This is a genomic window from Desulfosarcina sp. (assembly GCF_033791525.1).
Classification (GTDB): Bacteria; Desulfobacterota; Desulfobacteria; order Desulfobacterales; family Desulfosarcinaceae; genus Desulfosarcina.
Window position 1 is genome coordinate 1 of record NZ_JASJGN010000157.1, and the last position, 19,499, is coordinate 19,499.

Genomic DNA, 19,499 nt, shown 5'->3' on the forward strand with positions numbered 1-19,499 from the left:
AGTATTTTCCAATTAACAAATGAGTCTGAAATAGCCTAAACCACTCATCCGGTTTTAGGGTGTTTGAAAATCAAACTAAATAGCTTTTTTCTGGCTTTTTGTAGTTCACTAGCCGCTTTATTATCACTGATTTTCAATGCATATTCATCCAGTATTTCAAAGCTGACTTCTGGCTTTAGATATTGCTCTGCGTCAGTGAGTGATTTTAGTTTGTCGTAGTCAGGGTGAGGGGTCTTTTTAAGGTTTAAGCCACTAACATGAACATCTACGTTTGCGTGAAACACGTACCCGATTCCGCCGCCAGCATCACCGTCGAAGGCAAGACCGGCATTAACGAGAAAATCACCTTCCTCCTGAACCCCTACGACGAGCACGCCGTCACCGAGGCGGCCAAGATCAAGGCGTCATCCGCAGATACCGAGGTCGTTGCCGTTTGCCTGGGCAAAGCAGCCGCGGAAAACACCCTGCGTTCGGCCATGGCCATGGGCGCCGATCGCAGCATTCTGATCGAGACCGATCAATACCACGACAGCATATTCACCGCCCGCGCCCTGGCGGCCGCCATCCGGTCCGACGGCCGGCCGTGGATGGTATTCACCGGCAAGGAATCCATCGACAGTGAAGGCATGCAGACCCAGTTCCGCCTGGCCCAACACCTGGGCCTGCCCGTGGCCACCAACGTGATTAAAATCGATGCGGACAGCGGTGGCGTGACGGTGGAATGCGAGCGTGAAGCCGGTACCATCGACGTTTTCCGCATGTCCGCACCCTGCGTCATCGGCGCCGGCAAAGGGCTGAACAGCCCAAATTACCCGACATTCCCGGACATCGTGAAATCCCGCAAGAAGCCGGTGAAGCGGATCAACCTGACCGAACTGGCCATTGACCCGCCGGCGGCCGGCATGCAGATCCTGGAACTGGTGCCGGCTGTCGAGCAGCACACCCCAAAAGCCCTTACGGGCAGCGCCTCAGACATCGCCGCGCAGATTGTGGACATCCTCAAGAACGAAGCCAAGGTGATTTGACCATGCAGCCTATCGGATTGCTCATCGAGCTCAAGGACGGGCACGTCAAGGAAACCAATTTCGGTGTGGCCACCGCCGCCCGCGCAGAGAACCGGCAACTGGTCGCCCTGGTGGTGGACGCGCCGGCCGACGATGCGAAGGCCGCGCTGGAAGCATACGGGGTGACCCGCATCGTCAACATCCGCACCGGCAGCGACGGCTGGAATCCTGCCGTGCATGCCGCCGCGGTGGTTGCGGCCATGCAGGAAAATGAAATCACCACGCTGATCGGCCTGACCAGTCCCACCGGCCGGGAGCTGCTGCCGCGCGTCGCCGCCCGGCTGGATGCGCCCCTGATCATGGACTGCATCGACATCGACCTGGACGCCCACCGGGTGAAGACCTCCCAGTATTCGGGCAAGACCATCGCCACCATATCCATGACCGGCAGTCATTTCATCTACGGCATGCGCGCCAATGTCGTCGCCCCCCTGAAAGCGCCGGCAGTGGCGGAGGTCATCGATTTTGCCTTTGCGGCCGATCTCCGCGGCGGGTTCGAGGTGATGGAAACCCGCACCGACGGCGGAGGGTCCCAGTACCTGGCCGAATCGGATATTATCATCTCCGGCGGGCGGGGGCTGAAGAATGCCGAGAACTTCAAGCTGCTCTTTGACTGTGCCAGGCTCCTCAACGCCGCCGTGGGCGCCTCCCGAGTGGCCGTAGACAACGGTTGGGTGCCCTACGCCATGCAGGTGGGCCAGACCGGTGTCAAGGTGAACCCCAAAGTTTACCTGGCCGTGGGCATCTCCGGTTCCATCCAGCACTTTGCCGGCATGAAAACCGCCAAGACCATCATCGCCATCAACACCGATGCCAACGCCGCCATCATGGCCAATTGCGACTACTATGCGGTAGGGGATCTGTTCGACATCCTGCCGGCCCTGGAAGCGGCTTTAGGGTCGGTGAAGCGTTAAACCATGCCCAGGTGGATTAAACCGCTGCGCTTCATCCCAACGGGCGTAGCACAGAAACCATCTTCAGCATATGATGCAGGCACACGAATTACCTTTGCCCTTAGCCTTGTTTTTATCCCGCCGTGTGGTTAAAACCGGTTTATGAAGCGAACTGAAATCAACCGTCTCTTTCCGGACATCGATCCCGGGAGGATGTCCCTGCTGCCGGTGCTGGATCAATTTCACCAGGGGGTCATGATCACCGACATCCATGGCGTCATCCTTTACATGAATGACACCCAGGCCAGAATTGACGATCTGAGGATCGACGACGCCATCGGACGGACCGTCAGGGACCTTTACCGGGTCGACGAGGGAACCAGTCCAACCATGACCTGCCTGAAAATCGGCAAGGCCATCGAAAACCTGGCCTGTTATTACCGCACCCATTTGGGAAAAGTGGTCAACTCCGTCCACAACATCTATCCCCTTCGCGCAGACGGCCGCCTCATCGGCGCCATCTGCTATATCACCGACTACAAGAATATCGAACAAACCCTCGCCGCCATCAGCCAGGCCGGATTGCCGCGATCCGTTTCCACGTTTGGGGTATCTCCGGTGATAGGTATGAGGAAACCCGGAGAGAACGGCACCCGCTTTACGTTTGGCGACATCATCGGTGCCCATACGGATCTGCTGGCTGCATTGAAGGCCGCCCAACTGGCCTCCGATTCCCCCTCACCGATCATGGTTTTCGGCGAAACCGGCACCGGCAAAGAGATGGTCGCTCAATCCATCCATAACCACAGCTCGCGTAAAACCCAGCCTTACGTGGCCATCAATTGTGCGGCCATCCCCGAGAACCTGTTGGAGGGCATGCTCTTCGGCACGTCAAAAGGTGCCTTCACCGGCGCGATCGACAAAGCCGGGCTGTTTGAAACAGCCGACGGCGGCACCCTTTTCCTGGACGAAATCAATGCCATGTCGCCGGGCCTGCAGGCCAAACTGCTCCGTTTTCTCCAGGAACGCAAAGTCCGGCGGGTGGGGGCCATGCAGGAGATCGATGTGGAACTGAAGGTTATCAGTTCCGTCAACGTTCTCCCCCACACTGCCATCGAATCCGGTTCGATGCGCGCCGATCTGTTCTACCGCCTGGCGGTGGTGTTCATCAGTATTCCCCCTTTGCGTGAACGTATGGAGGATCTGGGTCGGCTGGTCAGCCATTTTCTGGCCAAGGCCAACGGTCACCTGGGCAGACAGGTCACCGGAATAGCCATGGATGTGATGGGTCGCTTCAACCGCTACACCTGGCCCGGCAATGTGCGCGAGCTGGAACATGTGATCGAAGGGGCCATGAATATGGTAGGTGCAGAAACAACCATCCAGATGCATCACCTGTCGGTTCCGTTTCTAATGGAGCATCCACGACAGGCAACCGCCCCGTCTCATGCCCGTTCAGCGAACCGCAGCGGTCGGTTCAACCCCGCCTTTTCCGCATCGTCAAAGGATCCTGCCTTCTCGGGTCTGACCCTCGCCGAGATGAAAACCAAGAGCGAAATCGCCAGCATTCAGGCCGCCCTGGCAGCTACACGGGGAAATGCCGCCGGCGCTGCCCACCGTCTGGGGATCTCCCCCCAGTTGATGCATTACAAACTGAAGCGATTGGGTATCGATCGCCGAGTCTTCAGAGAGACCGGGAGGACGAAGATGTGAATCAGTAGAAAATAAAATAAGGTCAAGATCGTGGGCCTGACGTTCCAGAAAAAAGCTATGGTTTTGCCTTTCCGGTGGGAAGCGATTATCGGGACAGGATCAATGTGGCCTTGTTGGAACTCATCGAAAACGGCGACTACCAGGCGATCAGGCAAAAATGGGTCGGGAAATGAGTATCCCATTTTTGCCTGACCCCTGACACGATAACAAGCGCGAATTCGCCATCGACTTTTTAGGGAACAGATTCATGGAAATAGAACTGTTTGAAATAAAGGACCACCTATCGCGCCACCGGCCGTTCAGTGATCTACCGCCGGCTATCCTCGACGGCCTCGTTTCACATATCGAAGTGGCCTATTTCAGAGCCAAGAGCACGATCCTTGCCTTGGGGCAGGACAATTACGCTTTATACTTTATCCGCAGCGGGGCCGTAGAGGTCAGCCGAAGCAGCGGAGAACTCTACAACCGCTTCGGTGAAGGGGACTGCTTCGGTCAGTTCGCCCTCATGCGAAGCAAGCGTGTGCGCTATCCGGTCAAGGCGATCGAAGATACACTGGTCTACCTCATCCCCAACGCTCAGTTTCAGCATTTGTGCGAACAATTCGACGGTTTTGCCGACTATATGGAAGAAAGCCACGGAGCCCGGCTGCATCAGGCAGTTAACAAGGTTAGAGAGGATGGCTACAACCCCTTGTTGGCTTCGCCGGTGCGCAAACTCATTCGCCGGGAGATCGTTACCGCATTACCATCCGCCAGCGTTCAGCAAGCGGCGGAAATTATGACTCGTGCACGGGTGTCCTCACTTCTCATCATGGAAGAAGCACCTTCGGTTGGCAGTCAGGGCGCCATCGCCGGTTTGATTACCGATCGCGACCTGCGGGCCCGCGCGTTATCCAAAGGGCTTTCCCTGTCGACACCGGTCCGGGATATCATGTCCAGGGAAGTCGTCTGTTGCCGATCTGAGGCTTACGCCTTCGAAGCCATGCTCACCATGATGCGCCACAACCTGCACCATCTGCCGGTGTTACACCAAGGCAATCCCATCGGCGTGATCACCGCTGCCGATATTGTCCAATATGAATCCCACGGCAGCGTCTATCTGGTGAGTGAAATCTTTAAGCAAACCGATGTGGCAGGACTTAAAGCGATCAGCGAGAAGGTCAAGCCATCCTTTGTCCATATGGTCAACGAGGATGCCAATTCGCACATGATCGGCAGCGCGCTGTCCTTCATCGGGAGCAGCATCTCCCAACGGCTGCTGCAGCTGGGTGAAACCAAGCTCGGCGAACCCCCGATCCCCTATTGCTACCTGTCACTCGGGTCAATGGCCCGGCAGGAGCAACTGATGGTGACCGATCAGGACAATGCCTTTATTCTTGACGATCAATTTATTCCGCAACAGCACGATGCATATTTTTCCGGCCTGGCCGCATTCGTCAGTGACGGTCTGGCCGCTTGCGGCTACAGTTACTGCGACGGTGAAATTATGGGCACCAATCCACGCTGGCGCCAGCCACTGAAAGCATGGCAAGAGATGTTCAGCAACTGGATCGATGACCCCGATCCGGAGGCGTTGCTGCACAGCTCGATTTTTTTTGACCTGGAGGGCATCTACGGCCATTTGAAATTTGCCGAGGCACTCAAGCGGCTGATCCGTGAGAAGGCACCCCAAAGCCGTAAATTTTTGGCCCACATCGCCCGCAATGCGCTCATGCGCAATCCACCCTTGGGGTTTTTCCGACATTTTGTCTTGGAGCCCAATGGAGAGCATATCAAAACCTTTAATCTAAAAGAGCGCGGCACCGCCCCCATCAGCGATCTGGTGAGAGTCCACGCACTGGCTTGCGGGTCTCGCTCATTAAATACCCTGGAAAGACTTGCCGATGTGAATGAGACGGACCTGCTCCCACAGGGTGTGGGCAGCGACCTGAACGATGCGCTCGAGTTCATTTCAATGGTGCGAATTCGCCACCAAGCCAAACAGATTGACACTGGCATCGAACCGGACAATGACGTCGAGCCCACGCGCCTATCGTCATTTGAACGCCGGCACCTTCGCAATGCCTTTCAAATTGTCGATAAGAGTCAATCTTTCTTACGCTATCGCTACACCGCTTCCGATGGTATGCGCGCAATCAGATGAGGATATCACCCGGGCCATGAAAACTTATTGTTCAGATCGACCTGGTGCAAGCCGCTTGGACAAAGACCGAGCAAACCGGCATGTTGACTGGCCAAGCCGATACATCGAGATGGCTGCCAAAACCCGTGATGCAAGACTTCACACCTATTACCGACAACCTCTGGCTCCCGCAGACACGCCCATTTCCCGGGTGCCCTTGTTAGCCTTAGACCTTGAAACCACGGGACTTGACGATCAGAATGATGCCATTATCAGCATCGGCCTCATCCCCTTTGATTATTACCGCATCCGGTGCAATGGGGCGGTAAACTGGATCGTCCGACCCAACCTGCCGATAGCGGAAATAGCGGTAACCATTCACGGCATTACCCACAGCGACGTGGAAGCCGCGCCAACCTTTGCCGATTATTTTTATGCGCTGCTTCAGGCCATGGCCGGCAAGGTGATCGTGGCCCACTGCCATGAAATCGAGCGTCGATTTTTGAAAGCGGCAACCATGCAACTGACCGGTGAACAGCTTCAATTTCCGATGATCGACACCATGACGATTGAAGAGGAAAAGCACCCATACAAACGACCCAACGCCATTCAGCGATGGTTTGGTGAAATAAACAGCCCCTCGCTGAGACTGGATGCCTCCAGGTCCCGCTATGGTCTGCCGCCCTACCACCCCCACCATGCCCTCACCGATGCCCTGGCAACGGCCGAACTGCTCCAGGCCCAACTTCAGGATCGCTATGATCCTCAAACGCCGGTTGCCCAACTTTGGCTATAGATTTCGATGGATTAAAACAGCATCCAGGAAACCGAAACCTGCGGGGCGGTCAAGGCGGCCACGTGGCCGTCGAACCAGAAGTGGGCAACCGGCCAGCAGGTCTCGTCGTAGGTCAGCGTCATGCGTGTATCATCGACGATCGCCACAACCCGACAGCGGGAAAGGCCGACCATGCCCTTCCCCACGGCCTTGAGTACGGCTTCCTTGGCAGTCCAGAATCGGAAAAAGGCCTTCTGTCGGTCCCCGCCCACCAACTGCCACTCATCGTCATTGGCGACCTTGGCCAGCAAGGCGTCGTTTACCGGCCGGATCGTCTCCAGATCCATACCCACCGGCAACAGGGACGCCACACCGCCAACCATGTCGGATTTATGGGTCAACGACCAGTGGACGCCGCCTACCGGAAGGGGGACGCCTTTTTCGTTCTTGGGAAAAGCATCCAGGTGAAGCCCGCTTTGTTCACATGATTTCATCAGGGCCGATCGGGCAAGACGGCTCAGGGCCTTGACCTTGTCACGCCCGTTAAGGCGTTTATCGGCGTCAGAGACCGGCAGGATCACCGGAAATATCTGAGTTGCGGCTTGCGTCATGGGACTCAGGCCGACACGTCGGATTCTTTTTGAATGGTCAGGGCCATTTCGTAAACCGTTTTCCGTGGCAGGTTGTATTGTTTGGCAAAGGCTTTGGAAAGTTCCGCAAGATGGGAGCCGGGCTGAGCCAGCGCTTGGCGAAGCGCTTGGGCCAGATCAGCATCGGAGATTGGAGCCATCGCCGCTGCGCCATTCACCAGCAGCGTACACTCTCCTTTGACTTCGGGGCGATCGGTCAGAACGATTAGAATCTCAGAAAGGGTGCCGCGGATGAACTCCTCGTGAAGTTTGGTCATCTCCCGGGCCAGTACCGCGGGCCGGTCACCCATCACCGAGCGGATCTCATCCAGAAAACCAACTACCCGCCGGGGGGATTCGTAAAAAACCAGCGTCCGGGGTTCAGCGCGCAGCGAAGCCAGCAGATCCATCCGTTTACCCTTCTTCTTGGGGGCGAACCCCAAAAATATGAAAGCATCGGTAGGCAGTCCCGATGCACACAGGCCCGTAATTGCCGCCGACACGCCCGGGATGGGAAAAACATTCAGGCCCTGTTCAGCGGCTGCGCGCACCAGCCGGTAGCCGGGATCGGACACCGACGGCGTGCCAGCATCGGAAACCAGGGCTACAGCTGCTCCGGACCGGATCTTGTCGATCAGTTCCGGGGTCCGCTGGTGTTCGTTGTGCTCATGGCAGGAGATCAGGGGTGTACGAATGCGGTAGTGGGACAACAGCCGGGCGGTGTGACGGGTATCCTCGGCGGCAATCAAATCCACCCCGTTCAGGGTCTTGATGGCGCGCAGGGTGATGTCTTCCAGATTGCCGATGGGTGTGGCCACCACATACAGGCCACCGGGGCATCGAACCGGTTCCAAGTCATCCGTAGGCAAGGGCAAAGGCATTTTTGATGACCTCGATCTCGATTTTCCCCGATGCGGTGTCGATGGCCACCACGTCGAAACGGGCGCTGGCTTCAGTCTGACCGGACCGTTTCAGGTAGTCCAGGGCAGCCATTGATATTTTACGCTGCTTGGCAGGGGTGACAGCCGCTTTGGGGCTGCCGAATCGGTTCGTGTTGCGGGCTTTCACCTCCACGAAAACAAGGGTGCCCTTCTCCTTGGCGATGATGTCGATCTCACCCAGCTTGGATCGATAGTTGGTCTCGAGGATACGATAACCTGTTCGTTTCAAAAAATCCGCGGCCAAACGTTCGCTCTTTTTGCCAAATTGTTGTTGCCGATTGAGCATGAATTAGTTTAATTGGTTGGTTTAATTGGTTGGATTGGTTATCTCAATCATCCAATTCCTAAATCCATTCACTATTCGATGATCGATGTTCATTTTCTCTTGTTTCCGCCCTCAGTCTTCTGACCGTCTACCTTCCAGCTTGACCTTTGAACTTCCAGCTTTGACTTTTCAGCTATCACACATACTCGCGCACCCCTTTGAAGGTCCGGCGGTGGATGGGGCTGCATCCGTGGCGCATGATCGCTGCCCGATGAGTTTGGGTGGGATAGCCCTTATGCCGGTAGAATCCGAATTCAGGAAACAGGGTGTCCACCTGGATCATGATCCGGTCCCGGGTAACTTTGGCCACGATGGAGGCTGCAGCAATGGAGATGCTCAGCGAATCCCCCTTTTTGATGGCCTGCTGGGGCAGGTTTGAAGCAATGGTAAAAATACCGTCGACCAGCAGATGGTCCGGGCGGGGCTGAAGGTTGGCCACCGCTATGGCCATGGAACGCAGCGTGGCCTGCAGGATGTTGATTCGGTCGATCTCGACCGTATCAACCACGCCGATCCCGATGGCGCGGGCAACGGTATACAATCGGTCGTAGAGGCGGTTGCGCTTGGCCGGCGTCAGCTTTTTCGAATCGTCGATGCCGGGAAGGTCAGCGCCGTCGGGCAGGATGACTGCGGCAGAAACAACGGGGCCGGCCAGGGGACCCCGGCCGGCCTCATCAATGCCTGCAATGATCGGATGGCCCATGTCACGGGCCTTTTTTTCAAATGCCCAAAGGTCTGATATCAACAGTTTCCAATCTATTTGAATCGTTTTTCCCGGATTCTGGCAGCTTTTCCGCGCAGTTTACGCAGGTAGTAGATCTTGGCCCGCCGCACCCGGCCGCGGGTGATGACTTCAACCCGGTCAATGATGGGCGAATTCGTCGGGAAGACTCTTTCGACCCCCACCCCGTAGGAGACTTTGCGGACAGTGAAGGTCGCGTTGGCCATCCCTTTTTTCCGGCTGATGACAACGCCCTGGAAAGCCTGGATCCGCTCTTTGTTGCCTTCGCGGATCTTCACATGAACGGTGACGGTGTCTCCCGGTTTGAAGTGAGGCAGATCCATGCGGAGCTGTTCTCTTTCGATGTTCTTGATGATTTCCATGATCACTCCCTGAAATTGGTTTATCCTTAAAAGTATCGCTTCGTAATCATTCGCTTTTCCGACGGTTTCGTAAGAAGTCCGAGATCAAGGCTTGCGAATCCCGAGGAAGGAGGTGTACGTGTCGTACTCCGCAGTGACGAGGGATGAAGCCTAACGCTGATATCGGCCTTCTTACGTAATCGTCAAATTTCTCCGCCCAGCACCCGGTCCAAGATGATCGACACCGCCGATCGCACCGACAGATGGTTGTATGTTCCCGCCCCGGTCAGCGGATCCAGAATGAAATCCGCGTCAGCCATGAACGTGTCGGAAAGTCCCCAGGCCGTTCCGAAGGCCAATACGAGCGGCGTCCCGTCGACCCGCAGCATTTCACGCAACCGTCGGTATGACAGGCCCCCCACGTGTCGTCTGGCCGTGGTGGCGACTGTTTTGGGCCGAAGCCCTTCCGCTTCGGCAATTTCACTGACCATCTCGGCGATGGTTGCCTTGACCCGGACCAGTTCCAGTGCCTGCTGTCGATTGGGGTTGTATGTGCTACCCACCCCGGTGATCCAGTGGCCAAGGATGCGGTTCACAAGCACCATCTGGTCTTTCAGCGGGGTGATGACATAGTAGCCTTTGACCCCATAGGTTCTGCTTGCCCTGGCAATGTCGTGCAGGTCCAGGTTGGTGACCGCCGAAGCGATCGTTTCCCCGTTCTTATCGATCACCGGATGGTGAATCAGGGCGACATAAAGCCGTTTACCCGATGAGCCTGTCAATGTCCCGGCGCCATTTTTCCAGTATGTCCTTCTCCTGCGGAGAAAAATCCCGCTGTGCCAACAGATCCGGTCGCTTCATTACCGTCCGCATCAAGGCGGTTTCCCGGCGCCACCGCTCGATCTCCTGGTGGTTACCGGACAACAACACATCGGGTACCGGCTCATCGTCGAAGATTGGCGGCCGCGTGTAGTGTGCGTGCTCCACCAGTCCGTCACAGAACGTATCGCTTCCGGCGGAGTCATCGTTTCCCAGTACACCGGGAATCAGACGAGCTACCGCATCGATCACCACCATGGCACCCAACTCGCCGCCGGTGAGAACGAAGTCGCCGATGGAAATCTCACCGTCCACATGTTGGTCGAAAAACCGTTCATCCACGCCTTCATAGCGACCGCAGACCAGAATGAGTCCATCCTCGGATGCCAGCGATTGAGCCAGGACCTGATCGAACCGCTTGCCCTGCGGGGAAAGTAGCAGCGTCGTTGCCGATGGCATCCCGATTTTGGCTTCCGCCAGGGCCGCAGTCAACGGTTCCGGTTTCATCACCATTCCGCAACCCCCGCCGTAAGGCCGGTCATCCGTGACCCGATGCCGCCCTTCGGCATGGTCGCGGATGTTGATGGTCATGGGGTTGATTTTCTGCCCCTGAACCGCACGCCGGATAATGCCGTGATTCCAGAACGGGTCGAACAGTTCAGGGAAAAGAGTCAGTACACAAACGTCCATGGTTCCATCAGCCACCCTATAGTCCTTCCGGCGGATCCACAATCATGGTCTTGCCTTCCAGGTCGATCTTCAGGACCACGTCGCCGATGGCGGGAATCAACATTTCTCTCGTCTGTCCGTCCTGCTTGCCCTTGACCACGTATATGTCATTGCCAGGAGTAGGAATGACTTCGTCGAGACGCCCCAGCAGGGATCCGCTGGTATCATAAACGCGCAGCCCCACCAGGTCGGACCAATAATAGGTGTCTTCCTCAAGCGGCGGCAAGCACACTTTGTCCACGAATAGTTCCGAGCCGATCAGGATTTCGGCCTGACTGCGGTCGGCCAACCCTTCAAGGGCCATCAGGAGCAAACGGCCGTGGGACTGCACCCACTCGACGGTCAGCGTCCGAACCGAGCCGTCGGGAAGCACTGCCAGGATCCCCTCCCCCGCTTCATAAACGGACAGGGATTCGGCATAGGAGTGAACCTTGAGGCTGCCCCGAACACCGTGAACGCCGACCACCCGGCCCACCAGGACCAGATCGTCCCTGTCGTTGAGGCTACTCGATGATTTCAAGAACCGAACGCTTTTTTATTTTGGCGGAGGCCGCACTCAACAGGGTTCGCATGGCACGTGCCGTACGCCCCTGCTTGCCGATCACCTTGCCCAGATCCGCTTTGGCCACTTTCAATTCAAGGACAGACGTCTGGTTGCCCTCGATCTCCTCAACGGAAACCTGGTCGGGAAAATCCACCAACTCCTGCGCAATGAACTTGATCAGCTCTTTCATAGCTCCATCTCCTTTGCTGCGGCGGAGAACCAGGTTCGGCGCAAACCGTGACGGATTCGTAAAAAGCCAGATATCTGCGTTACGCTTCATCCTTCGTCACTGCGGCGTACCGTAAGTAAGGCTCATTCCTCAGGATTCGCAAGCCTTGATCTCGGGCTTTTTACGAATCCGTCGGAAATGCGACTTTTTACGAGTTCGTCAAACCGTTATTCCGCAGTGGCGATAACACCTTCACGTTTGAGGATCGTTTTGACCGTATCGCTGGGGATCGCGCCCTGGCCGATCCAGTATTTGACACGATCCGTATCCAGAACCACCTGTGCCGGATCCTGCAGCGGATTATAGGTGCCGAGCTTTTCCAGAAAACGACCGTCCCTGGGGCTGTCACTGTCAGCGGCAACGATCCGGTAAAAGGGTCTCTTTTTTGCCCCATGCCGGGCCAGTCTGATTTTTACTGCCATTGTTGTTCTCCTTTAGAAGGGCAGCATGCCGCGGCCCAATCCGCGCATACCGCCTTTATTTATTTTTTTCATCATTTTCATCACCTGCGCATAATTTTTTAGCAGGCGGTTCACATCCTGGACCCGGGTTCCGCTTCCGGCGGCGATCCGCTTGCGGCGGCTGCCGTTGATAATTCCGTATTGATTCCGCTCGTGGGGGGTCATGGAATTGATGATCGCTTCGATGTGGACCAACTCCTTTTCGTCCACCTGCAGGTTTTTCATCTGTTTGATCTTGCCAATGCCGGGAATCATGCCAAGGATATCCGTCAAAGACCCCATTTTTCGAATCTGACGCATCTGGTCGCGGAAATCCTCCAGGGAGAACTGGTTTTTTCGCAGCTTCTTTTCAAGCTCGAGGGCTTTTTTTTCGTCCACCACCTCCTGGACCTTCTCGATCATGGTGAGGACATCACCCATGCCGAGAATCCGGGAAGCCATGCGATCCGGATGAAAGGCTTCCAGGTCGCTGAGCTTTTCGCCCACGCCAATGAACTTGATGGGCTTACCGGTGATCGACCGGATGGACAGGGCTGCACCGCCCCTGGCGTCACCGTCCATTTTGGAGAGTACCACGCCGCCGATGTCCAGACGTTCGTCAAAAGACTTGGCGATGTTCACCGCATCCTGGCCGGTCATGGCGTCGGCCACCAGCAGGATGTCCGTGGGCTTTAGCGCCGTGCGAATGCGCGACAGCTCATCCATCAGCGTTTCATCGATGTGCAGCCGTCCGGCGGTGTCCAGCAAAAGGGTGTCGCAGCCCGCCTTTTGGGCCGCCACCCGGGCATCCTGGCAGATCTTCACCGGATCCATGTCCGGCGTGGAATCGAAAACCGGCACGCCCAATTGGCCGCCCAGCTTTTTCAACTGGTCAATGGCAGCGGGGCGGTATACGTCTGCAGGCACCAGGAAGGGTTGTTTTCCGGTTTTTCGCAGCATCACCGAAAGTTTCCCCGCCGAGTGGTCTTACCCGAACCCTGAAGGCCCACCAGCATTACCGCAACCGGTTTTTCACCGGCCAGGCTCAGTCCCTGATGGGCTTCTCCCATGAGAAGGGTGAGCGACTCATTGACAATCTTCACCACCTGCTGGCCGGGGGTAAGGCTGCCCATTACCTCCTTGCCGAGCGCGCGTGCCTTGATATCGGCCACCAGCTGCTTGACCACCTGGTAGTGGACATCGGCCTCTAAAAGTGCCATCCGCACCGCTCGCAGGCCGTCGGCAATATTCTTTTCAGAAAGTTTGCCCTGCCCCTTGAGCTGCTTGAAGACCGAATTTAGCTTGTCGCTGAGTGTATCGAACATAACCTTTTACCGGCGTATCAACTAAAACCTTGAAAGTAGATTTTTTTAAATGGTATGTCAAGATATAAAAAAAAGGCCAAAAGGCCTCGTATGCTTATATAATCGAAGTGCATGGCAGGTCCGAGCCCCTGCATGACCAGACACCCCTTGACAACTCCGGACCGGCAAACCGAGCCCGGCACGTGGATCCCATATCATGGCCACAGAATCAAGTAAAATCGATATCAAAGATCTTTCCCGGCAGCAATTGGCCGATTGGCTGAAAGACCGTGGCAGGCGTCCCTTTCGCACCGACCAGATATTACGGTGGGTGTACCTGCGCCAGGCCGACCGGTTCGACGACATGACCGACATCGGAAAACCGCTGCGGGCGGACCTGCAAGCGGCCTTCGTCAATCCCCGCCTGCAGGTGGAAAGCGAGGCGGTCTCACAGGACGGGTCCCGCAAACTGCTGTTCAGGCTCCGTGACGGCCTTCACATCGAAACGGTGATCATCCCCGAAAAGAACCATTTCACCCTGTGCATCTCAAGCCAGGTGGGGTGCAGGCATGGGTGCCGGTTCTGCATGACGGCCAGGGGAGGGTTTGCGCGCAACCTGTCCGCCGGAGAGATCATCTCGCAGGTGCGCGATGTCCTCCACCAGGTGAATGCCCAAGGCGGGATGCCCCTGACCAACATCGTCTTCATGGGCATGGGAGAACCGCTGGCCAACTATGAGAATGTGGTCCAAGCACTGGAGATAATTACCAACGGCGATTACGGCCTCAAGATCTCCACGCGGCGGGTCACCGTGTCCACCGCGGGACTGGTACCTGAAATGGCGGACCTGGGGCGCGACACCCGGGTGAACCTGGCCGTCTCCCTCAACGCCACTGACGACGAGACCCGCACCCGGCTGATGCCCATCAACCGCAAGTACCCCATTGCCGAACTAATGGCAGCCTGCCGACGCTATCCCCTGCCGCCCCGGCGCAAGATCACCTTCGAATACATCCTGATGAAAGGTGTCAACGACAGCATGGCCGACGCCGAACGACTGGTAAAACTGCTGCGCCCCATCAGGGCCAAGATAAACCTGATTCCTTTCAACGAGCACCCGGGCAGCCATTTCGAGCGCCCGGATCCGTCCCGAATCAGCCAGTTCCAGGAATTGCTGGCCGAGCATCAATACACCGTGATCGTCCGCCACAGCAAAGGTCAGGACATCGGGGCCGCATGCGGGCAACTGCGGGCGGAACGGGGGCTTGATGACTGAAATATGGAATTTTAAATCGTAAGGGCTGCGGATTTATTTCGACCAAGGGTAAAGCGCGACGACGCAACTGAAAATCAATCGGAAGGAAGCCCACAGATAGCTGAGGTATCGATATTCGATGCGGGAAAGCGTTGGATACCGATCCGGTTTTTTTCCGAGGCTATCCAAGACAGTTGCAGAATCTAATGGTGATGGCAAACAGGGAGTCAAAAGTCCTGGATATAATTTACTCGTAACGAGAAAAATGGTATAGCGTCGCAACAGGTAGACATTGCACGCAAAAAAGTTGAACCGCGATAGCGAGAGAACTGGAAATCGATCTTCATCCTTAAGGTGCTTGGCAACACCGCCGTTACAGGCAGAAGCCTCCCCGTGGCTTGCCGCGGGGAGGCTTCAACAGGGATTTAGCAGCTGTTAAAAAACGATTGCGCTTGGCCATGCGGCGTTAAAATTCGACTCAAAATGCTCATTGATCAGCCATAAACTGCGCTTTTTAGACGGATCTTGCTCTGTCTTGCCTGCACACATGACGTTTCTCAACAGCCTTGTAAATGAAAATAATTTATAATGGAGTATTCCGAACGGTCATGGCAGACCCAGACAAACTGGAGCGCATAAAAATATTCCTTACGACCTCCGGCTGGGTCGAGGGTCCCATGTCGGTAGCCTTCCTGGCAGCAGGTGAATACAATGCCAACTATCTAGTCAAAGGCGAAAAAGATCTTTCTGTGCTGCGCATCAATCACGGCAGCCAGCTGGGGTTAGGGCAGAACCAGATCGCATACGAGTTCAAGGTACTCCAGGCCCTGGCCGCCTCCGGTGTCACACCCCGACCGATTGCCTGCCATCCCCACCCCGAGCCTCTCGGAGGCGGGGCCCTGCTCATGACCTACCTGACCGGCAAGCCCCTGGTTTACCAGCGTGACCTGAACCGTGCCGCCCATATTTTTGCCCGGGTCCACAGGGTTCCCGTGCCCGATGGATTAGTGGTCCAGGCTGATCCGGTGATGGAAATTGCCCGGGAAAGCGAGGGCCTGTTCAACCGTTTTCCCGATCACCCCCTGGAAAAAGAGCGCAACCAGATCAGGGTCTATCACGACACCATCCTGGAACTGGCGGACCAGACCCGGACCCTTTTCACCGGTGAGGATCTCTGCCTGGTTAACACCGAGGTCAATTCAGGCAATTTTCTGGTCAGCGATGCCGGGGCCTACCTGGTGGACTGGGAGAAAGCCGTGGAATCCTATCGATACCAGGACCTGGGCCATTTCATGGTGCCCACCACCACCCTCTGGAAGAGCGACACGATGTTAACATCGAATGAGAAAAAAGGGTTTCTTGCGGCCTATCATCAAGAGGCCTGTCCGGGCATGGACATGGACGAACTGGTCCTTAAAACCCGGGTGATGGAGAAGACGATCCTGCTGCGGGCACTCTCCTGGTGTTTCATGGCCTGGTATGAATACACCCAGACCGACCGACCCCTGCAGAACCCGGACACCTTTACCAAAATCAAACAATTCCTGATGGATATCCCATGGATCTTAAAATCCGTCACATAGGCAAGCGGTTCAAGAACCGAACCGTGCTGGAAGATATCAGCTTTGATGTCGGGCCAAGGGAGCTGGTCTCGATTGTCGGCCCCTCAGGCGTGGGCAAAACCACCCTGCTCAAGATCATCGCCCGCCTGGACGCGCCCGATGCTGGAGCGGTGCGCTTTTCTGCGCCACCAACACGAACCCATCCGGTAATCATCGTTTTCCAGGATTACGTCCTGTTTCCCTCCATGACCGTAAGGGACAACATCGGCTTCGGCCTGCGGGCCCGGCGCATGGATAAACGCCTGATCGGCGACCAGGTGGATCGGATGCTCGATTATTTTCAGCTCATGGAAAAGGGCCACCACTATCCATCCCAGCTGTCGGCCGGGCAGAAACAGCGGGTAGCCATTGCCCGGGCCATGATTGTCAACCCGGCGGTGCTGCTGTTGGACGAGCCCTTTGCCAACCTGGACCGCAACCTGAAAATGGAAACCGCCCGGTTTATTCGCAAAACCCAGCAGGAATTCGGCATCCCAACGATCAGTGTGACCCACGACCTGGAAGAGGCCTTTGCCATGTCCGATCGCATCGGGGTCCTGCTGGACGGCCGCCTCCAGCAGTTCGACACCCCCAAACGGGTCTATTTCGACGCCGCCTCACCGGAGGTAGCCAAATTTCTGGGACCGGTGAACACGATACCGGAACGGCTGTTTCCCCTGTTTCGGATCAACGGCTATCCCGCCAGCCAACTCCTGTCCGGGCACATTCTGGCTCGACCCGAGAATCTGGCCATGACGCCTGACGAAGACGGTTCCGGCTGCATTGTAGAAAGGAGCTTTGCCGGCCATTACACCGCCTATACCGTCGAGCTCCAGGACACGGCCTACACCGTTTACAGCCAGGACGACCGGTTCCAAACCGGTCAGCGGGTGACACTGACACTCAAACCGTATTAAGGAGACACCATGACCAAAACAGTCGCTTTTCTCGCAGCCCTGTGTGCGATGCTTGTCCTGTCCGATCCGCTTCCGGCACAGCCAACGGATGCATCCCTGTTGGCCGGCCCCTTTGCCCAAATCGAGGGACAGGCCCGGGGCAGTCAGGTCAGGTGGTACATGTTCGGCGGCTGGGCCCATGTCAACACCTGGGTGGATACCTATGTGGCCGGAGAGATGAAAAAGCGCTACGACATCGATCTTGTGCGAGTCCCCATGGACGCCGGGGTCTTTATCAATAAACTGCTCAACGAAAAAGCGGCCGGGAAAAAAGTGGGCACGATCGACCTGCTCTGGATCAACGGGGAAAATTTTAAGAATGCGAAGGAGGCCGGCCTGCTCTTCGGTCCGTTTGCCCATAAGCTGCCCACCGTTGCACGGGTTGTGGATCCTGGCAGTGTGGCCCTGGATTTCGGCAATGCGGTGGACGGCTATGAAGCGCCATACGGCCGGGCCCAGTTCGTCTTCGAATACGACACCGCAACGGTCGACACACCGCCAAAAACGGTGGCTGCATTAAAGGAATGGATCCGCGCCAATCCCGGCCGCTTCACATATCCCCAACCTCCTGATTTTACGGGTTCCGCCTTTATCCGTCAGATCTTCTATGCGGTCACCGGCGGTCATGGGCAATACCTGGCAGGCTGGGATGCAGATCTATTCGCCCGCAACGCCCCCCTGCTCTGGGATTGGTTCAACGCCATCGAACCCTTCCTGTGGCAGAAAGGACGTACCTATCCTAAGGACAGTGCCTTTCTGGACACGCTCTTCTCAAGGGGTGAGGTGGCCTTTGGCATGTCCTACCACCCGGCCCACGCCCAGAACAAGATCATAGAAGGCAGCTATCCGGAAACCGTTCGGACTTTCGTGATGGAAGACGGCGCCATCTACAACACCCATTTCACGGCCATTCCCTTCAACGGCCCCAACAAGTCTGGAGCCATGGTTCTGGCCGACTTCCTCATTTCAGTCGACGCCCAGCTGTCCAAATACAGCCCCGACAATTGGGGGGACTTTCCGGCCCTGGATTTAAACCGGCTGAGCCCGCAGGACCGAAAACGATTCCAGGCCGTAGACCTGGGACCGGCTACCTTGGGATCGGAGCAATTGGATCCGGTGGCGGTTCCAGAAATTCCGTCTGCTTATCTGGAAGCCTTGGAGCAGGGCTGGAAAGAACATGTCCTGGACAAATAGCTTATTTCTGAGGCTCAGCCCTTTGGTCCTGCCGTATCTGGTTCTGTTTTGCGGTGGCGTGTTACTGACCATCTGCCAGTCCGTCGGCGTGCTGACCCCGCTGCCCCATGCGGGCGGGGCGCTGGACGCCTACGCCAGGATCCTGGTCGATCGATCCTTTTTTGCTTCGTTCGCGTTTTCCCTGGGGGTGGCAGCCGTATCGGCCTTCTTAGCCGTAACAGCCGGCACCATATTGGCCTACCGGGTCTGGCAACTGCCCGGGAAGCTGTCCACCGCCGCCCTGGTCTACAAGATTCCCCTGATCCTGCCCCATATTGCCGTCGCCTTTGTCATTCTGGTGTTTTGGGGCCAGTCCGGCATACTTGCCTCGGCAGCGCATTCAGTCGGTCTTATCCAATCCATGAACGAATTTCCCAACTTCCTCTATTCAGGCTGGGGAATCGGGATGGTTCTGGCCTACACACTCAAAGGCACCCCCTTTGCCATGATCCTGGCCATGGCGTTGCTGACCCGCTTCGATACCCGCCAGATCCAGACCGCATCCATGCTCGGGGCTTCCGGCCTGCGGATTTTTTACAGCATTGTACTGCCCCGCCTGGCTCCGGCCATGCACACCGGGTTTATCATCCTGTTTCTCTACAACTTCGGCGCCTTCGACATCCCCTTCATTTTAAGCGAAAGCCGGCCCGGAATGCTGAGCATCCATGTCTACAACCTTTACTTCAAGCATGACCTGGCCCGGCGGCCCGAAGCCATGGCCATTTTGACCATCATGTTCGGCTTTGCCGTCCTTTTCATCATTGTCTACTCAAGGGTTGTCCGCCGCCTGGAAAGCGGGGTCAGAAAACTATGAAGCCCATCATCACCCTGCTGGTCTTGGTCA

21 protein-coding genes and 1 pseudogene are annotated in these 19,499 nt (G+C 56.5%); 10 read left to right on the forward strand and 12 right to left on the reverse strand.

The window, feature by feature from the left end; all coding sequences use genetic code 11:
• Positions 1-44 precede the first annotated feature (44 nt).
• On the reverse strand, positions 45-284 hold the full coding sequence (locus QNK41_RS07600; RefSeq protein ID WP_319255382.1) for a hypothetical protein: 240 nt from the start codon (positions 282-284) through the stop codon (positions 45-47).
• On the opposite strand from QNK41_RS07600, the gene QNK41_RS07605 reads away from it, so the two are divergent.
• The 5 genes from QNK41_RS07605 (at position 276) to QNK41_RS07625 (ending at position 6,588) form a co-directional block, all read left to right on the forward strand.
• The gene (locus QNK41_RS07605; RefSeq protein WP_319255383.1) at positions 276-1,025 is read left to right on the forward strand and encodes an electron transfer flavoprotein subunit beta/FixA family protein; all 750 of its coding nucleotides are present in this window, start codon (positions 276-278) and stop codon (positions 1,023-1,025) included. The two genes, QNK41_RS07600 and QNK41_RS07605, sit on opposite strands and share 9 nt — an antisense overlap.
• A 2-nt stretch (positions 1,026-1,027) precedes the next feature.
• Positions 1,028-1,978 carry an electron transfer flavoprotein subunit alpha/FixB family protein gene (locus QNK41_RS07610; protein ID WP_319255385.1) on the forward strand — a complete coding sequence of 317 codons (951 nt, stop codon included), beginning with the start codon at positions 1,028-1,030 and terminating at the stop codon, positions 1,976-1,978.
• A gap of 141 nt (positions 1,979-2,119) precedes the next feature.
• Positions 2,120-3,670, forward strand: coding sequence for a sigma-54 interaction domain-containing protein (locus QNK41_RS07615; RefSeq protein WP_319255386.1), 1,551 nt, complete (start codon positions 2,120-2,122; stop codon positions 3,668-3,670).
• Positions 3,671-3,917: 247 nt separating this feature from the next.
• Positions 3,918-5,813 carry a putative nucleotidyltransferase substrate binding domain-containing protein gene (locus tag QNK41_RS07620; protein WP_319255387.1) on the forward strand — a complete coding sequence of 632 codons (1,896 nt, stop codon included), beginning with the start codon at positions 3,918-3,920 and terminating at the stop codon, positions 5,811-5,813.
• A gap of 55 nt (positions 5,814-5,868) precedes the next feature.
• Complete coding sequence (locus QNK41_RS07625) at positions 5,869-6,588, forward strand: 3'-5' exonuclease (RefSeq protein WP_319255389.1); 720 nt, start codon at positions 5,869-5,871, stop codon at positions 6,586-6,588.
• Positions 6,589-6,599: 11 nt separating this feature from the next.
• Here QNK41_RS07625 and QNK41_RS07630 read toward each other — a convergent pair whose 3' ends face one another.
• From QNK41_RS07630 to ffh, 11 genes and pseudogenes are all read right to left on the reverse strand, one after another.
• On the reverse strand, positions 6,600-7,178 hold the full coding sequence (locus tag QNK41_RS07630; RefSeq protein ID WP_319255391.1) for a 4'-phosphopantetheinyl transferase family protein: 579 nt from the start codon (positions 7,176-7,178) through the stop codon (positions 6,600-6,602).
• Positions 7,179-7,183: 5 nt separating this feature from the next.
• A complete protein-coding gene (gene rsmI / locus QNK41_RS07635; RefSeq protein WP_319255393.1) occupies positions 7,184-8,077 on the reverse strand; it encodes a 16S rRNA (cytidine(1402)-2'-O)-methyltransferase in 894 nt (297 codons plus the stop codon).
• Positions 8,052-8,423: a YraN family protein gene (locus QNK41_RS07640; RefSeq protein ID WP_319255394.1), complete on the reverse strand. Its 372-nt coding sequence runs from the start codon at positions 8,421-8,423 to the stop codon at positions 8,052-8,054. Before QNK41_RS07640 ends, rsmI begins: the two co-directional genes overlap by 26 nt.
• Positions 8,424-8,598: 175 nt before the next feature.
• Entirely contained in the window at positions 8,599-9,207 is a 609-nt protein-coding gene (locus QNK41_RS07645; protein WP_319255395.1) for a ribonuclease HII, read from the reverse strand.
• An 11-nt stretch (positions 9,208-9,218) separates the two neighbouring features.
• Positions 9,219-9,569 carry a 50S ribosomal protein L19 gene (gene rplS, locus QNK41_RS07650; protein ID WP_319255408.1) on the reverse strand — a complete coding sequence of 117 codons (351 nt, stop codon included), beginning with the start codon at positions 9,567-9,569 and terminating at the stop codon, positions 9,219-9,221.
• 179 nt (positions 9,570-9,748) lie between these two features.
• Positions 9,749-10,327, reverse strand: coding sequence for an RNA methyltransferase (locus QNK41_RS07655; protein ID WP_319255396.1), 579 nt, complete (start codon positions 10,325-10,327; stop codon positions 9,749-9,751).
• The gene (gene trmD, locus QNK41_RS07660) at positions 10,308-11,054 is read right to left on the reverse strand and encodes a tRNA (guanosine(37)-N1)-methyltransferase TrmD (protein WP_413815129.1); all 747 of its coding nucleotides are present in this window, start codon (positions 11,052-11,054) and stop codon (positions 10,308-10,310) included. The genes QNK41_RS07655 and trmD overlap by 20 nt, the downstream gene beginning before the upstream one ends.
• Before the next feature lie 16 nt (positions 11,055-11,070).
• The gene (gene rimM, locus QNK41_RS07665) at positions 11,071-11,613 is read right to left on the reverse strand and encodes a ribosome maturation factor RimM (protein WP_319255398.1); all 543 of its coding nucleotides are present in this window, start codon (positions 11,611-11,613) and stop codon (positions 11,071-11,073) included.
• Positions 11,597-11,827 (reverse strand): KH domain-containing protein, encoded by a 231-nt coding sequence (locus tag QNK41_RS07670; RefSeq protein ID WP_319255399.1) that lies wholly within the window; start codon positions 11,825-11,827, stop codon positions 11,597-11,599. Before QNK41_RS07670 ends, rimM begins: the two co-directional genes overlap by 17 nt.
• Before the next feature lie 206 nt (positions 11,828-12,033).
• Complete coding sequence (gene rpsP, locus QNK41_RS07675; protein WP_319255401.1) at positions 12,034-12,288, reverse strand: 30S ribosomal protein S16; 255 nt, start codon at positions 12,286-12,288, stop codon at positions 12,034-12,036.
• A 12-nt stretch (positions 12,289-12,300) separates the two neighbouring features.
• Positions 12,301-13,631, reverse strand: a pseudogene (ffh, locus tag QNK41_RS07680) (signal recognition particle protein).
• Between the two features lie 196 nt (positions 13,632-13,827).
• On the opposite strand from ffh, the gene rlmN reads away from it, so the two are divergent.
• The 5 genes from rlmN to QNK41_RS07705 all read left to right on the forward strand — a co-directional run bounded on the left by rlmN (position 13,828) and on the right by QNK41_RS07705 (position 19,469).
• Entirely contained in the window at positions 13,828-14,886 is a 1,059-nt protein-coding gene (rlmN, locus tag QNK41_RS07685) for a 23S rRNA (adenine(2503)-C(2))-methyltransferase RlmN (RefSeq protein WP_319255402.1), read from the forward strand.
• A 587-nt stretch (positions 14,887-15,473) separates the two neighbouring features.
• On the forward strand, positions 15,474-16,448 hold the full coding sequence (locus QNK41_RS07690) for an aminoglycoside phosphotransferase family protein (RefSeq protein WP_319255403.1): 975 nt from the start codon (positions 15,474-15,476) through the stop codon (positions 16,446-16,448).
• Positions 16,424-17,383: an ABC transporter ATP-binding protein gene (locus tag QNK41_RS07695; RefSeq protein ID WP_319255404.1), complete on the forward strand. Its 960-nt coding sequence runs from the start codon at positions 16,424-16,426 to the stop codon at positions 17,381-17,383. The genes QNK41_RS07690 and QNK41_RS07695 overlap by 25 nt, the downstream gene beginning before the upstream one ends.
• 9 nt (positions 17,384-17,392) lie before the next feature.
• On the forward strand, positions 17,393-18,616 hold the full coding sequence (locus QNK41_RS07700) for an ABC transporter substrate-binding protein (RefSeq protein WP_319255405.1): 1,224 nt from the start codon (positions 17,393-17,395) through the stop codon (positions 18,614-18,616).
• The gene (locus QNK41_RS07705) at positions 18,600-19,469 is read left to right on the forward strand and encodes a sugar ABC transporter permease (protein ID WP_319255406.1); all 870 of its coding nucleotides are present in this window, start codon (positions 18,600-18,602) and stop codon (positions 19,467-19,469) included. The genes QNK41_RS07700 and QNK41_RS07705 overlap by 17 nt, the downstream gene beginning before the upstream one ends.
• Positions 19,470-19,499: the final 30 nt, after the last annotated feature.

Excerpts from the sequence above, each read along its gene's own strand:
- QNK41_RS07610 (WP_319255385.1), top strand. The coding sequence starts at position 1,028 with ATGCAGCCTATCGGATTGCTCATCGAGCTCAAGGACGGGCACGTCAAG.
- QNK41_RS07615 (WP_319255386.1), top strand. The coding sequence starts at position 2,120 with ATGAAGCGAACTGAAATCAACCGTCTCTTTCCGGACATCGATCCCGGG.
- QNK41_RS07620 (WP_319255387.1), top strand. The coding sequence starts at position 3,918 with ATGGAAATAGAACTGTTTGAAATAAAGGACCACCTATCGCGCCACCGG.
- QNK41_RS07630 (WP_319255391.1), bottom strand. The coding sequence starts at position 7,178 with ATGACGCAAGCCGCAACTCAGATATTTCCGGTGATCCTGCCGGTCTCT.
- rsmI (WP_319255393.1), bottom strand. The coding sequence starts at position 8,077 with ATGCCTTTGCCCTTGCCTACGGATGACTTGGAACCGGTTCGATGCCCC.
- QNK41_RS07640 (WP_319255394.1), bottom strand. The coding sequence starts at position 8,423 with ATGCTCAATCGGCAACAACAATTTGGCAAAAAGAGCGAACGTTTGGCC.
- trmD (WP_413815129.1), bottom strand. The coding sequence starts at position 11,054 with ATGGACGTTTGTGTACTGACTCTTTTCCCTGAACTGTTCGACCCGTTC.
- QNK41_RS07670 (WP_319255399.1), bottom strand. The coding sequence starts at position 11,827 with ATGAAAGAGCTGATCAAGTTCATTGCGCAGGAGTTGGTGGATTTTCCC.
- rpsP (WP_319255401.1), bottom strand. The coding sequence starts at position 12,288 with ATGGCAGTAAAAATCAGACTGGCCCGGCATGGGGCAAAAAAGAGACCC.
- rlmN (WP_319255402.1), top strand. The coding sequence starts at position 13,828 with ATGGCCACAGAATCAAGTAAAATCGATATCAAAGATCTTTCCCGGCAG.
- QNK41_RS07690 (WP_319255403.1), top strand. The coding sequence starts at position 15,474 with ATGGCAGACCCAGACAAACTGGAGCGCATAAAAATATTCCTTACGACC.
- QNK41_RS07695 (WP_319255404.1), top strand. The coding sequence starts at position 16,424 with ATGGATCTTAAAATCCGTCACATAGGCAAGCGGTTCAAGAACCGAACC.
- QNK41_RS07700 (WP_319255405.1), top strand. The coding sequence starts at position 17,393 with ATGACCAAAACAGTCGCTTTTCTCGCAGCCCTGTGTGCGATGCTTGTC.
- QNK41_RS07705 (WP_319255406.1), top strand. The coding sequence starts at position 18,600 with ATGTCCTGGACAAATAGCTTATTTCTGAGGCTCAGCCCTTTGGTCCTG.